This window comes from Rheinheimera sp. MMS21-TC3 (assembly GCF_032229285.1).
GTDB lineage: Bacteria > Pseudomonadota > Gammaproteobacteria > Enterobacterales > Alteromonadaceae > Alishewanella.
The window spans coordinates 1,218,869-1,233,928 of sequence record NZ_CP135084.1; the positions used below are offsets into that span (position 1 = coordinate 1,218,869).

The following is a 15,060-nucleotide window of genomic DNA, read 5'->3' on the forward strand; positions in this document are numbered from 1 at the left end:
TCATGAACAGTTAAGTTCATTTAATAGTTAGGACAGGGATGCGGTTACGCCAAACACTCGTTGCTTATATGCTACCTTTGCTGTTATTGCCTGTAATTGGCTTTGGCTATTTAGCTTATTATTTTCAGCAGCAACAGGTGCAGCAACAGACTTTATTTAAAGCACAGACAGCTTTAAATAACCAAGTTAATAGTTTAGATAGTTTTTTACAGAATTATTTTGTTCAATTAGATATGCTGGCAAATAGTGCTAGTTTACGCCAATTTTTACGCCAAACTTCGTCTGATAACCGCAGCCATTTAATAAGCCGTTTACAAGACTTCTCTAACACCGATCGTAATGTAAGCTCTGTAAAGCTGTTGCGGCTTAATGGTGACTATGCAGTTCAGGTACCAGAGCAACGCATTGATTCTACAATTCCAAATCGGTTTCGTAATCGATATTTTTCATCCTTACAGGCTCAAGTGGATGAGATTGGCTTTTTTTTAGCAAAAGAAAATAATGACCAGCCGCTGCAGTTATTCTTCGCACAAAAAATTTATTCTGTTTCTTTAACGGATGCCCGCAATTTATGGGGGTATTTAGTCTTAGTAGTAGAACCATCTTTTTTACAAAATATTATAAATTATCGACATACACCTAATAGTAGTACGCTATTGATTAATAAAGCCGCTACTGTTAGTTATGCCGCTAATACTAATAATATTGGGGGTATGATTGCTCCATCAGACTTTAGAGGGATCCAAGCGAGTATTGAGCAGCAAAGCTTTGAGCATGTCACCTTATTTGGTAAGCCCAGAGTAGTATTGGCTAACAACTTAATTGGTAACTATCAATTAGTTTTAAGTTTAGATGAAAAAGAGCTTTATCCCTCGCTTTTTGTAGCCAAAATGATTGTGGGTTTGATTTTACTGGTCTGTATTTTGATTCCGCTTCTGGTGTATTACTTATTAATTCGAAATGTATTTTACCCAATTAAGCAATTAACTACGGCTAAGACAGCAGTTGGTCGTGGTGATTTTACTATTTTATTAGAAGTAACTAAACAAGATGAATTAGGCGACATGTTTGCCGCTTTTAACGTTATGGTACGGCAATTGCGAGTCTATCGAGAGCGTGAAATGGCTTATAAAGAGCAGTTGGAAGAAAAAGTATTAAAGCGCACTAAAGACTTAGAAAGGGCAAATGATAATTTAGCAGCGCTAAACCAAGAGTTGATTTTAGCTCGAGAAACAGCGGAGCAAGCGAATAAGCTAAAAAGTGTGTTTTTAGCGAATATGAGCCATGAAATTCGTACACCGCTTACAGCTATAATTGGCTTTTCAGAGCAAGCAGTACAAGAGCAGGCGGGTGATAAAAGGCAAAATTATCTAGAACGGGTACTTAAAAGCAGTGAGCATTTATTAAATTTAATAAATGATATTTTAGACTTATCTAAAATAGAAGCTGAAAAGCTAGAGTTAATGCCAGAGCACTTTGATTGTTTAGCGCTTATTGATGAGGTGTTCCAATTAACCCATGCTCAAGCTGAAGCTAAAGGCTTACAGTGTAAACTAGATTTACAGTACCCATTACCGCAGTTTTTATACAATGATATATTACGTTTTAGGCAGGTTTTGCTTAATTTAACCAGTAATGCCATTAAATTTACTAGCAAAGGTAAAATTGTCATCGGTGTTAAGTATGATGTAGCAAGTCAACAATTAAGTATTAAAGTTAAAGATAGTGGCATAGGTATGACTGCGACTGAATTAAGTCGAATTTTTAAACCTTTTGTCCAAGCTGATGCAACAGTAACCCGGGATTATGGTGGCTCAGGTTTAGGTTTATGTATTTCTAAGAAACTTATGGAGCAGATGGGGGGGGATATTGTTGTTGAAAGCGTTAAAGGGATAGGTAGTAGCTTTGAGTTGCGTTTTAATTGCCAGCAGGCTGCAGTAGAATTAGTTGATATCTATCAGCGTGATGCAACTGATAAATCCACCGGGTCGGCAGCATTATATCCTGATGTAGATAAGTTGCATATTCTAGTTGCTGAAGATAATCCAGATAACCAGTTACTGTTGTCTTTAATGCTAGAAAAAGCATCGGTTAGTTTTGTGTTGGTAGAAAATGGCCATCAAGCGGTAGAGCGAGCATTAGCTGAATCTTTTGATATTATATTTATGGATATGCAAATGCCTTTAATGGGCGGCGAAGAAGCAACGCGTCTTATTCGCTATGCGGGCATTACTATACCAATAATTGCAGTCACTGCTAATATTATGACAGAGGATATAGAGCATTATAAGTTAGCTGGCTGCCAATCAGTTTTAGCTAAACCAATAATACAAGCGGAATTAATGTCAGTATTATCAACCTATAGTAAAAAAGTTGAAATTGCAGCAACCAGTTTGGATTTACAGTTGGATAAAGATCCGCAAATGCAAGCTTTAAAACAACATTTTACTGCACAGTTGCCAATGCTGCTTGCAGAGTTTGAGTTGCTTTTTGCCAGCCAAACTTGGGATAAATTAAGTTTTGCTGCTCATAGTTTAAAAGGTAGTGCTGGCAGCATGGGCTATCCAGAATTAACAACCTTAGCCAGTGAATTAGAACAGTCGGCTAAAACGCAACAGCATGAAGCAGTTCAACAACTGTTAATAAAAATTACGCTAATAGTAGAGCAAGCACAGCAACACTAATTAAGGTGGCTACTAATGAAAGATGGATTTGTACTTGATACTAGGCTAGAAAATGACGCAATTTATATTGCAGATTTGCCACTTTGTCAGCTTAGATTAAATAATGACTCTCGTTATCCTTGGTTTATTTTAATACCTAGAGTTAATAACATTACAGAAATTATTGATCTCACTCAGGCGCAACAACAACAGCTTTGGCAAGAAAGTGCTGCATTAAGTCATTGGTTAAAAGCAAACTATCAGCATGCTAAGTTAAATATTGCTGCATTAGGTAATGTAGTTTCACAGCTACACTTACATCATATAGTGCGTTTTGAGAGCGATGATGCTTGGCCCGGACCTGTATGGGGCAAATTTTTACCAACCGCCTATACTGAAGAAAGAAAAGCTACATTAAAACAACACTTTTTAGATACATTTTCTTTAGTTTAATGGGGAGCTTACATGCTAGCACAGCAGCAATTGTTACAGATAATTGAACAGAAGTTAGCTCAAGATAAGTTGGTATTGCCAACTTTACCTGAGGTGGTGCTTAAAGTTCGCCAGCAAGCAGATATGCCTAATATAAGCTTAAATGCTTTAGCTGAGATAATTAGTTGTGATGCTGCTTTAGCGGCTCGGGTTATTAAAGTAGCAAATAGCGCTTTTATGGGCTGTTCTATAAAAGTATCTTCTTTAAACCAAGCTGTCACTAGAATAGGCTTACGGCAAATACGAAATATAGTTATTGCTATGGTGTTAGAGCAAATTTTTACTTCAAAGCATCCTGCTCTACAGCAACAATTAGCCTGGCAGTGGCAGCGTAATGTGCAAGTTACCAGCATTGCTGTGGCTTGTTTAGCTTATTATAACAGTCTAACTACCGATAAGACTTTGTCGTTAGATGTGCTTACTTTAGCTGGGCTAGTGCATAATATAGGGGCATTATCGTTAATTAATGAAATAGGACAAGTGCAACAAACCTTAGGTGAACCGCAATTTTTACAGCATATTAGTGCTAAGTTAGCGCCAGTAGTAAGTGAAAAAATATTAATAAGTTGGCAGTTTACGCAGGACATTATTTATGTTGCAAAACATTGGCGAGCGGTGAAGCCAGAGCCAGAGCAAGTGGGGTATGCAGACTTTATTCGTATAGCAATGATTGCTAAAGATCAGTATGAAGATAAAGAGCTACAACAAAGATTGTTAGATTACTATGTTGCACAAAAATTAGTGCCTAGTGATAAGTTTATGCAACAGCCCGAGATTAATACTGTGTATCAAAATGTTCGGGCTGTTTTTAGCTAAAATAGTGCAAAGAAGTTTTAGCTTTCGCTGCTTAGCTGTTGCTTGATATTTAACAAAGCTTGATTAAGTGCAGAACACATTAAAAGTAAGTCTGCATCAAGGCGAGCAACTAAATCATCCCAACCTAAATCGTCGTTTTGCGTTGTTAGTAAGTCATGAAACTTAATTTTTTTAATGCCACCATCATCACTAACTTGTAAAGATAAACCATCAGGCTGCTGTAGGCTGATGCTGGTAACTAACTTATCTTCTAAATGAGTTTGTACATCTTCTGTTGTTAATAAGTGATTAGAGAATTTCACTTTAGCACCGCCTTCATCAGGCGCTTTAAGTTCAACCTCTACACCTTGCTCAAAGCCTCTTGGTAAGCTTTTATTTTGTAACCAAAGCTGTAATTGTTGGGTGAGTTTATGACTATCTAACCAAGGTAACGCTGGCAGTGAGCCTAAGGCTTTACGTAATAGGGCTAGTACGTCTTCAGCTTTGCTAGCACTGCTACTATTAATGACTAACCATTGATTTGTTGGGTCATAGTAACCTTGAATTAAAGAGGAGCGGCTAAAGGCTCTAGGTAGCAAGGCTAATTGTAATTCTTCTTTTAAGCTTTGCTTTTCTTTACGACTTAAAGGACGTCCTTTTTCTTGCTCCATAGCTTCAACTTTTGGCTGCATCTCTTCATTAATTACGGCAGCAGGTAGAATTTTTTCTTGACGCTTTAAGGCGAAGAAAATTATGTCTTGGCTGACATGAGTATAATGTTTAATACTGGCATGAAGAGGATAGCTAAAACCAATTTTTACTGCCTCTTGAGCAGATAAAGGACTAAATTTAAATTCAGCTAAGGCTTGTTCCCAAGCGTTTAAATCTGATGTTAATGGAGCACTTAGTGTATAAACACGAACATTTTTAAACCACATAATTTACTCTAATCGAAAAGTTCGGGCCGGTTAGTATAACCTAGATTAGGTTATCGCTAATGGATTTTTTGGAAAGCGAATATGGTAGTGTAGGCCTTGACCAAGCTCGCTAGTTACTTGAATACTACCATGTAATGTTTGGCGAACTAAATTATAGATAATATGGGCGCCTAAACCACTACCACCTAAATTTCGGGTCGTAGTAAAAAATGGATTAAATAATTGTGCTAACTGTTCGCTGTTGAGGCCTTTACCGTTATCGCTATATTTTAAATCAATATTGTTTTCTATCTCTTGTATCGATATGCGGATTAATCCCTCTGCCATATTATCAAAGGCATGAAGTAATGAATTCATCATTAAATTCGTAATAATTTGTGAAATAGCACCAGCTGGGCAGTCTAAAACTATATTGTCAGGACAATTTACTTCTATCTGATGGTTAGTCTTTTTAAGGTTAGGCTTTAATGAGTGAGTAATTTCATTGATATACTGGGCTAAATTTATAGTTCTTATGGCATTGCTAGCTTGATCAACCGCAATTTGTTTAAAGCTGGCAATAAGCTCTGCGGCACGTTCTAAGTTTGATTGGATAAGTTCGGCACTCTGACTGGCCGCTTCAATAAAGCTTTCCAGTTGGGATGAGGTTAAGGTTTTTGCTGTAAAGTCATGGTTTAATTGATTAATCTTCTCAGTTAAAAAGCTAGTTGCTGTTACCCCTATACCGACTGGCGTATTTACCTCATGGGTAATACCTGCCACTAAGCCACCGAGAGCGGCCATCTTTTCTGATTGAATTAATCGTTCATGGGCTTGTTTTAAATCTGCAACGGTAGACTCTAACTCATCTTGTTTAATTAATAGTGCTTGTTCGGTTTCTTTCCGTCTATCAACTTCTGTTACTAAGCTTTGCTGTTTAATCTCAAGTTGTTGTTTCTGGTGCTGTAAATCTATCATCGCTTGGCTTAAACCAGATGTTTTACGCGCAACATCTTGTTCAAGCTTTAGATTTTGTTGATCTAACTTATTATTAGCAGTTAAAAGCTGTTGCTGGGCAGTTTTAAGCTGCTGTTGATAATCTTGTACTCTATGAATTAACCGAGTAAAAGTATTGGCCATAATGCTAAGTTCAACCGAGGACTGCTTAGTTAAAGAAATTTTGCTTTCAGCAAGTTGCTCTAATTCAATGGCTTCAATTTGCTCTGTTAATTGCGTTAAGGGTAGGGTGAGATGCTTTCTAAATGCCAGTAAAAATAGCGTAATTAAAAAAGTGGTTTTTATAAAAGCATTAGCAACAATAACATAAATACTATCTTTCACTCGCTGAACTGCAATGGTTCGGCTAGATATTAAGGTTAGGTCGCCCACTTGTGTGCTGCGTCCAGAGTATTTTACTATCAAAGGAAAAGTTGCACCAAATAGGCCTGAATTATTATTCGCTAACGGAATTTCGTAGCGGGAGGAATAGTCAGGAATACTAATTTTGGCTAAAAGCTGCTCACTGACTGGATTAAGCAGCTTAGCATGCTCATCCCTAATTATAATGCCCTCAATTATTGGGATGGCAGACATTTTTTGACTAATAGCAAGCACTTGGTCTGTATTTAACTCCCAAATTGCTTGGGATAAGCTTGTTGTAAGTGTTTGCTGTAAGGAGTTTAATTCTTCATTAATATAGCTTTTAGCCAAAAAGTATTCAGAAAATATTTGACCTAATGACACAATAAAAGTCAGTATAAAATATACCGATAATACTTGAGTTAATAGCTTACGTGATAAGCTTTTAAGTTGCATCAGCCAACCTTGTGTTAATACTTAAACATTTACAAATAATAGGCCACCATAACTAATAAATATACAATTGGAAATAGCCAGTTTATTTTTACTTAGCTTAATTATTGACTGATTTTATAATCTTTACCCCGTTCAGATGCAAATTTAAAACTAAAAGGGTAAAGTAACGTCAATATTGCAAAGAGGGTTAACTTAGTTAACAACAGTTGCTTTATATAGTATTGCTGATATATTTTTTATTAAGTTCCATTAAATGACTAAATTAATAGGCTGCTGTATATGGATTTAACCGCATTAATATGTGATGACTCTATGTTAGCGCGTAACCAACTAAAAAAATCATTACCCCCAAATTTTGATGCTGAAATCGTTACTGCTTCAGACGGGATCCAAGCATTAGAGATTTTAAACTCTCAAGAAATAGGTTTAGTATTTCTTGATTTAACCATGCCTAAATTAGATGGAATTGGTGTGCTAGAGGCCATTCACTCAGCAAAGATGGATTGTTTTGTGATTGTTGTTTCTGCTGATATCCAACCGGAAATGCAAAAAAGAGTGATGGAGTTAGGGGCCTTAGCTTTTATTCAAAAACCAGCGACCTCAGAGAAAATAACCGCCATATTGCAGAAATATGGTTTGATTTAAAGAATTTAATTGTTTTATTTTTGTTAGCGTTTAAATTATTTTTAATACTATTATGTTGCAATTGAGTAGGTGTAAGTATTAGTTGTTTTTACATTGAGTTAGCATTGACAGCCGTCTAAATGTCTGTGTATAGTGGTGTCATGAAAATAAATGTATGCACACTCACCATGATTATTACCACCAACCCTGCGGGGTAGGAGGTCTGTGGTGTGTTGTTATAAAACCCGTGGCCTCAAGTGTCGCGGGTTTTTTTTTGCTATAAAAACTTTGTTCAGCAGTAAATAACCCGTTTCTGCTCTAACTGACGATAACACTATGTAACAGAATAAGGATCTAGTATGAGGGTATTAAAGTTTGGAGGGTCATCGTTGGCGTCAGTGGAACGCTTTAAAGATGTTGTGGCAATAGTCAAACAACAAAGTGTAGTAGAGACTATTTGCTTAGTACTATCAGCACCTCAAGGTGTTACCAATAGCTTAGTAGAGTTAGTCGATATAGCCGCCGAAGGCAAAGATTTTCAACCAGTACTACAACAGCTTATACAGCGTTATCAGCAGTTAGTTAGCGATGCCGCTCAACATTATACTCAGCTTAAAACTGGCAATATTCAGCAGTTAATTAAGCAGCAGCAGCAACTGTTAACAGAGAATTTAACCGGTATTCAATTGCTACGTTATTGTCCAGACCATGTGCAAGCACAAATGCTAGGTTTAGGTGAGCAGTTTAGTGTTGCTTTAATGACGGCCGTATTATCAGCAGCTGAGTTAACGGCAGTAGCTTTAGATGCATTTAGCTTAATAAAAAGCCATGGTGACTACCTAAATGGTAGCGCGGATATAGCTTTAACCGCGCCTTTAGTGAAGCAGGCTATCGGCCAGCAGCAAGGGCAAGTTTATGTTATCGCGGGTTTTATCTCATCTAATAGTCAAGGTGAACTATGTTTATTAGGCCGTAATGGTTCTGATTACTCGGCTGCGATCATTGCCGCTAGTTTAAAGGCGACAGCTTGTGAGATTTGGACTGATGTTAATGGTGTCTATAGTGCTGACCCGCGGCAGGTTAAACAAGCAAAATTAATAGATAAATTATCTTATGACGAAGCTATGGAGCTATCTTATTTTGGCGCTAAAGTGTTACACCCCAAAACTATAGGGCCTTTAGCTCAATATCAGATCCCGTGCTTTATAAAAAACACTTTAAATCCAGCAGCCCCAGGCACTTGTATTCATAATAATGGAATAGGTGATTCTTTAGTTAAAGGAATTTCAAGTTTAGAACATATATCGCTAATCACTGTCTCAGGGCCAGGTTTAAAAGGTGTAGTGGGAATGGCCAGCCGAGTTTTTTCGGCTATGGCTAAAAGCCAAATATCATTAAACCTTATTACTCAATCATCATCTGAATATAGCATTAGTTTTTGTGCATCCAAATTATCATTAAAGGCAGCAAAAAGTGCGCTAGAGCAAGAGTTTGCCCTAGAGTTACAAACCGGTTTATTAAGGCCTTTAACTATATTAGAAGATATGGCAATAGTCAGTTTAGTCGGTGATGGTATGCGTCAGCACAGAGGTGTGGCCGCAAAGTTTTTTGCCTCTTTAGCACAAGCGAGGGTGAACGTGGTAGCAATAGCACAAGATAGTAGTGAGCGGTCAATTTCAGCTGTGGTAGAGCAGTCGGCGTGCCGTAATGCAGTAAAAGTCTGTCATGAAAACTTCTTTAGCCAAGTACCAAGCATAGATGTGTTTTTGGTCGGTTGTGGTGTGGTAGGCAAAGAGTTGTTGCAGCAGTTTCAGCGTCAACAAGCATTTTTACACAATCGTCAAGTGAAGTTAACAGTATATGGTATAGCCAACAGCAAGGCTTTATTGCTGCAAAAAGAGGGGATAGAGTTACAAGATTGGCCGGCGCAACTCACTAAAGCAACAGAGCAGTTTTCTATTACCAAGCTGCAAGACTTTGTGCAGCAGCAACACTTAACTAATCCGGTATTAATAGATTGCACTAGCTCTGATTATATTGCTAATCAGTATGCTGAATTTATTCAGGCTGGCTTTCATATTGTTACGCCAAATAAAAAAGCCAATACCGCTTCGTTAGAATATTATCAGCAACTTCGATTATTAGCTCAGCAGCATCGTCGACGGTTTTTATATGAAACTACAGTAGGGGCGGGCTTACCCGTTATTGACACTTTGCAAGGCTTATTAAATGCGGGTGATGAGCTACAGGCGTTTGAAGGCATTTTATCTGGCTCTTTATCTTATATTTTTGGTGAACTTGAAGCTGGTATAAGCTTATCAGATGTTACTATTAAAGCACGGAGTCTTGGTTTTACCGAGCCGGATCCACGTGATGATTTATCGGGTATGGATGTCGCAAGAAAGTTGCTTATTTTAGCCCGAGAAGCAGGGATGACATTGGAACTAGAAGATGTTGTGGTGGAATCGGTGTTACCAGTAGATTTTGCTAAAGGTTTAGACACTGATAGCTTTTTAGCACAATTGCCAAGCTTAAATACAGCCTTTGCTCAGCGTATTGCCGAGGCTAAAGCTGCAGGGAAAGTATTACGCTATGTTGGTGAAATTCGTGCAGGAAAATGTCAAGTGGCTATTAAAGCGTTAGCTGCAGATCATCCACTGGCAAAAGTAAAAGATGGCGAGAATGCACTAGCTATTCATAGTCGTTATTATCAGCCTATTCCCTTTGTATTACGTGGCTATGGCGCAGGTGCTGCTGTAACTTCGGCAGGGGTATTTAGTGATGTTATGCGCACTCTAGGTTGGCAGCAGCAGGTATAAATTATGTTAGAAAAAACAGTACCTAGTCGTGCAGTGATCAATAAGCGCTATTATGCACCAGCGTCAACAGGCAACTTTTCAGTTGGCTTTGATTTATTAGGGGCGGCTTTTGAGCCGGTTAGTGGTGAGTTGTTGGGCGATGTGTTAGAAATTTGTGCCGAACAAAGCCAAATGAGCTTAGAGATCACAGGGCGTTACCAACATCAGTTGCCAAGTGATAATAGTACTAACTTAGTGCTTAGTTGTTTTTATGCTTTTGAAAAAAAACTTGGCAAGCCACTACCAAGATTAGGTTTACGCTTATATAAAAATCTACCTGTAGGTAGTGGTTTAGGTTCCAGTGCGTGTTCTATTGTGGTTGCTTGTTTTGCTTTTAATGATTATTTTGGTTCACCGCTGGCCAAAACAGAGTTATTGCAATTAATGGCAGAAGCAGAAGGTCAGGTTAGTGGTAGCGTCCATTATGATAATGTAGCCCCATCTTACTTGGGCGGTTTGCAACTAATGTTACCGCAAAGCCAGCAGCTTTGCCGAGCCTTACCTTGGTTTGAGCATTGGCGTGTAGTGTTGTGTTACCCTGGAACTGTATTGTCGACAAAAGCAGCCAGGGAGGTGTTACCAAAACAAATCTCGCTGGCACAAAGTATATTATTCGCCGGCATGTTAAGTCGTTTTATTGCAGCCTTATATCAGCAAGATGAAACAGAAGCATTAGCCGCCTTACAAGATGTGATGGCCGAACCTTACCGTATTGCTCTGATCCCAGAATTAACCAAGTTGCGCTTAGACTTACAAGCTGAAGGTATTGCTCATTTAGGTATTTCTGGTGCTGGCCCTACTTTATTTGCTGTTTGCCAAACACAACAGCAAGCAAGTATTGCAGCGACTTATTTAACGCGGCATTATGCAAAGAATCAAGATGCGATCACGCAAATTTGTACCTTGTCGTCTGTGGGCGCAAGAGTACTTTAGGAAACCTTATGTTGTTAACAAATATTAAGCTTGCGACAGAGCAAGTTAGTTTTTTACAAGCAGTACGACAAGGCTTAGGTCAGCAGCAAGGATTGTTTTTTCCAACATCATGGCCAAAGCTTGATATAGAAAAGCTACTAGCTATGCCATTTGTAGAGCGTAGTAGCCATATACTTAAAGCGCTAATAGGCGAGGAATTAAGCTTTGCTGAAGTAGAGACCATGGTCACTGCTGCCTTTACTTTTCCTGCACCTTTAAATCCAATTAGCGATAGCATTAGCTGTTTAGAGCTTTTTCATGGCCCTACATTGGCGTTTAAAGACTTTGGTGCTAGGTTTATGGCGCAAGCCTTAGCTAAAGCCCAACAAGGAAAAAACACCACTATTGTTACTGCAACATCTGGTGATACAGGCGCGGCAGTAGCTCACGCTTTTTATCAGCAAGCTGGAGTTAAAGTTGTTATTTTATTTCCTAAAGGCAAAATTAGTCATTTGCAAGAAAAGCTGTTTACAACTTTAGGTCATAATATTACTGCCCTTGCCGTAGATGGTGACTTTGATCAATGCCAAGCCTTAGTTAAACAAGTATTTGAACAAACAGATTTAGTCAAACAGTTAAATATTAATTCAGCTAACTCTATTAATATTAGCCGACTATTTGCTCAAGTTTGTTACTACTTTGAAGCTGTAGCACAACTGCCTGTTGCTCAGCGTAATCAGGTTGTTTTTGCAGTGCCAAGTGGTAACTTTGGTAATTTAACCGCAGGTTTAATTGCCAAAGCCTTAGGTTTACCTATTAAGCGATTATTAGCCGCTACAAATGCTAATGACACCGTACCACGTTATTGGCGCAGTGGTCAGTGGCAGCCAAAACCAACGGTTGCCACTTTGTCTAATGCAATGGATGTTAGTGCGCCGAATAACTGGCCGCGGATAGAGGCACTGTTAGCACAAGGGGTAATCCAACGATCTGATATTGAAACCTTTGCTGTAGATGAAGACGATACTCAACTGGGTGTTAAGCAACTTGCGCAAGCGGGTTATACGAGTGAGCCACATGCTGCTGTTGCTTACAAAGCGTTAAAGCGCAGTTTGGCTGATGATGAAGTGGGTGTTTTTCTTGGTACAGCTCATCCGGCTAAATTTAAAGAGCAAGTTGAAAATATACTAGGCACACCTATAGGCTTGCCTGAAACCTTAGCGCGATCTGCTGTAGAACAAAGTTTAAGTGTTGATATTGCTGCAGACTTTGCCGCTTTACGCTTAATTTTGACTGCTTTGGAGCCTGCTTAATGTCTTGGCAGCAACTATTAGCCGCAGAAAAGCAACAAGAGTACTTTGTTCAGCTATTACAAAAAGTACAGCAAGCAAGACTTGCAGGTCAGGTTATTTATCCACCACAAAGTGATATGTTTGCTGCCTTTAAACTGACTAATTTAGCCCAGCTTAAAGTGGTGATCTTAGGTCAAGATCCTTACCATGGCCCTAATCAAGCCCATGGTTTAGCTTTTTCTGTTCGGTCAGGTGTAAAAATACCGCCATCTTTGCGAAATATTTATAAAGAGTTAGCACTAGAGTATGACGATTTTATTATACCAGAGCATGGCCATTTAACCGCTTGGGCAGAACAAGGGGTTTTATTACTTAATACGGTATTATCTGTTGTAGCAACTAAACCTAACTCACATAAAAAGTTAGGTTGGCAGCGCTTTACTGATCATGTTATTGAACAGATTAATCAGCATTGTGAAGGTATAGTGTTTTTACTCTGGGGAGCCAATGCAGAAAAGAAAGTTAAGTTAATAGACCGTCAGCGCCATTTAATTTTAACGGCACCGCATCCGTCACCTTTATCTGCTCATCGAGGTTTTTTCGGCTGTAATCATTTTAAACAAACTAATCAATATCTATCGCAACAGGGTAAAACAGCCATAAATTGGCAATTACCTACAGTATTAAAATAAGTAGTTTAATGGTAATAAAAAGCGCTAGGTTGTATTTTACCTAACGCTTTAGTGATGCTTTATTGAATTATAGTTAAATATCCAGATCAGTTAATGCAGACTCTAGTGTCCAATCTAATTCTGCCAGTTCTTGTTTAAGACGTTGGCGCTCTTTTAACAATTCTATTTCGCGCCATTTTTGCTTTACGGCTTGCGGTTTAACAGCTGGCCGTTCCAACGTATTCAGTAAGTCTTCGAAGCTTTCCATTATTGGCCTCTCTGATAGTTGTTATTGTCAACAAAATGTTTAGCATACTTTTGACGATATTAAAACAATAAAGTGACAACTAAATGACAGCTAGCTAATTAAAAACCTAAGAAATACAAACCCTTTAACTAGTCGCGGCTAAAAAGCGACGAATTAAGCCTTGAGTAGAACAATCTAAGCTTTGGCTAGAGCTACCATTTAACGCCTGTAAAATAGGCTTTGATAACTGTTTACCTAGCTCTACTCCCCATTGATCAAATGAATTTACTTGCCAAATAACACCTTGGCAAAAAGTCTTATGTTCATAAAGAGCAATAAGACTACCTAAATAATAAGGGGAAAGCGTGGGTAACAATAGGGTATTGCTGGGTTTGTTGCCTGCTGAAACCTTATGCACCGCCAAAGCGGCTGCCTGTTCAGGGCTGTTAGTTTCACTTAAACATTCTTGATAGGCTTCGGTAAAGGTTTTACCTTGCATAAGGGCTTGTGTTTGAGCAAAGCAATGGGCCGCTAAACGCTGATGCTGCTCACTGTGTTGGTGTTGTGCTTGCATGGGTAAAATAAAATCAGCTGGAACAATTAAGCCACTTTGATGCAATAATTGATGATAAGCATGCTGACCATTAGTACCGGCATCGCCCCATATTACTGGAGCTGTGGCATAGCTTACGTTATGACCATCTAGTTTTATACTTTTGCCATTAGACTCCATATCCAATTGTTGAATATAGCTAGGAAGTAAGCGCAGATAATGACTGTACGGTAATATAGCTTGGCTTTGACAACCAAAACCGTTGACATACCAAATACCTAATAATGCAAGAATAACCGGCATATTGCTGGCAAAAGGTGTTTCAATAAAGTGCTGATCCATTGCCTCAGCGCCGGCTAAAAACTCATTAAACTGATCATTACCCACCATAATGGCAACCGGTAAACCAATAGCAGACCAAACTGAGAAGCGACCGCCAACCCAATCCCATAGCGGGAGAATATGTTGCTCGGCTATGCCAAATTCAGTAGCCGCTGCAATATTGGCTGTTGCTGCCCAAAAATGTTGGCTAATAGCTGCCGTATTAGCGCCATGATCAGTAAACCATTGCTTAACCATTAAGCCATTAATGATGCTTTCTTCGGTACCAAAGGATTTGGAAGCCACACAAACTAAAGTTGTTGCCGGCGTTAACTTTGCTAATACATCGTGCACTACAACGGGATCTATATTACCAACAAAATGTAGCTTAATATGCTTACAGTGATAAGGCGTTAAGGCTTCTACCGCCACTTGGGGGCCAAGCAAAGAGCCACCAACTCCTATCCAAATTACATCAGTGATAGCTTGACCAGTATAGCCTAGGTATTCTTTAGCATGCAGTTGTTTAACTAACTGAGCCATTTTGTTGCGACAATCTAAAATGTCATTAGCAACCACACTTTGTTCAGGGGTGAGAGCAGTTAGATCTTTTTTACGTAATAGCATATGCCAGACAGCGCGCTGCTCGGTGATATTAATTTTATCTCCAGTTAACATCCGCGCTAAGGTGCTTTTTATTGAACTTTGCTGGGCTAAGTCTTGCAATAGTGCCCAGCTGGTCTGGTCTATTAAATTTTTCGAATAATCAAGTACGATATTACCGGCGGTGACACTAAATTTATCAGCTCGATTAGGATCATCAGTAAAGGCTTGACGTAAAGATCCTTGCTGTTTAGCCTGCCTGGCCAGTGCAGACCAAATATTACCCGACATAAATCA

At 38.8% G+C, this 15,060-nt stretch carries 12 protein-coding genes; 8 read left to right on the forward strand and 4 right to left on the reverse strand.

Going from position 1 to position 15,060, the window contains the following annotated elements:
• The first annotated feature begins 38 nt into the window (after window positions 1-38).
• Genes RDV63_RS06165 through RDV63_RS06175 form a run of 3 tightly spaced genes read left to right on the forward strand, consistent with a single transcriptional unit; the run spans window position 39 to window position 3,971 of the window.
• Window positions 39-2,684 carry an ATP-binding protein gene (locus tag RDV63_RS06165; RefSeq protein ID WP_313908633.1) on the forward strand — a complete coding sequence of 882 codons (2,646 nt, stop codon included), beginning with the start codon at window positions 39-41 and terminating at the stop codon, window positions 2,682-2,684.
• A 15-nt stretch (window positions 2,685-2,699) separates the two neighbouring features.
• Window positions 2,700-3,116 carry an HIT domain-containing protein gene (locus tag RDV63_RS06170; RefSeq protein WP_313908634.1) on the forward strand — a complete coding sequence of 139 codons (417 nt, stop codon included), beginning with the start codon at window positions 2,700-2,702 and terminating at the stop codon, window positions 3,114-3,116.
• A 12-nt stretch (window positions 3,117-3,128) separates the two neighbouring features.
• Window positions 3,129-3,971 carry an HDOD domain-containing protein gene (locus RDV63_RS06175; protein ID WP_313908635.1) on the forward strand — a complete coding sequence of 281 codons (843 nt, stop codon included), beginning with the start codon at window positions 3,129-3,131 and terminating at the stop codon, window positions 3,969-3,971.
• 17 nt (window positions 3,972-3,988) lie between these two features.
• Here the strand turns inward: RDV63_RS06175 and RDV63_RS06180 are convergent, their stop codons facing one another.
• Window positions 3,989-4,888, reverse strand: a complete 900-nt coding sequence (locus RDV63_RS06180) for a recombination-associated protein RdgC (protein ID WP_313908636.1) — start codon at window positions 4,886-4,888, stop codon at window positions 3,989-3,991.
• Between the two features lie 45 nt (window positions 4,889-4,933).
• Entirely contained in the window at window positions 4,934-6,682 is a 1,749-nt protein-coding gene (locus RDV63_RS06185; RefSeq protein WP_313908637.1) for a HAMP domain-containing sensor histidine kinase, read from the reverse strand.
• 279 nt (window positions 6,683-6,961) lie between these two features.
• Here RDV63_RS06185 and RDV63_RS06190 point away from each other — a divergent pair, with 279 nt between their 5' ends.
• From RDV63_RS06190 to ung, 5 genes are all read left to right on the forward strand, one after another.
• Entirely contained in the window at window positions 6,962-7,327 is a 366-nt protein-coding gene (locus RDV63_RS06190; RefSeq protein ID WP_313908638.1) for a response regulator, read from the forward strand.
• Window positions 7,328-7,704: 377 nt separating this feature from the next.
• Window positions 7,705-10,125, forward strand: a complete 2,421-nt coding sequence (gene thrA / locus RDV63_RS06195; RefSeq protein ID WP_409934853.1) for a bifunctional aspartate kinase/homoserine dehydrogenase I — start codon at window positions 7,705-7,707, stop codon at window positions 10,123-10,125.
• A gap of 3 nt (window positions 10,126-10,128) precedes the next feature.
• A complete protein-coding gene (gene thrB, locus RDV63_RS06200) occupies window positions 10,129-11,097 on the forward strand; it encodes a homoserine kinase (protein ID WP_313908640.1) in 969 nt (322 codons plus the stop codon).
• 8 nt (window positions 11,098-11,105) lie between these two features.
• On the forward strand, window positions 11,106-12,389 hold the full coding sequence (thrC, locus tag RDV63_RS06205) for a threonine synthase (protein WP_313908641.1): 1,284 nt from the start codon (window positions 11,106-11,108) through the stop codon (window positions 12,387-12,389).
• Window positions 12,389-13,060 carry a uracil-DNA glycosylase gene (gene ung, locus RDV63_RS06210; protein ID WP_313908642.1) on the forward strand — a complete coding sequence of 224 codons (672 nt, stop codon included), beginning with the start codon at window positions 12,389-12,391 and terminating at the stop codon, window positions 13,058-13,060. Before thrC ends, ung begins: the two co-directional genes overlap by 1 nt.
• A gap of 73 nt (window positions 13,061-13,133) precedes the next feature.
• Here the strand turns inward: ung and RDV63_RS06215 are convergent, their stop codons facing one another.
• Together RDV63_RS06215 and pgi are read right to left on the reverse strand one after the other, a co-directional pair.
• Window positions 13,134-13,307 (reverse strand): DUF3545 family protein, encoded by a 174-nt coding sequence (locus RDV63_RS06215; RefSeq protein WP_313908643.1) that lies wholly within the window; start codon window positions 13,305-13,307, stop codon window positions 13,134-13,136.
• Between the two features lie 124 nt (window positions 13,308-13,431).
• The gene (pgi, locus tag RDV63_RS06220) at window positions 13,432-15,054 is read right to left on the reverse strand and encodes a glucose-6-phosphate isomerase (RefSeq protein WP_313908644.1); all 1,623 of its coding nucleotides are present in this window, start codon (window positions 15,052-15,054) and stop codon (window positions 13,432-13,434) included.
• Window positions 15,055-15,060: the final 6 nt, after the last annotated feature.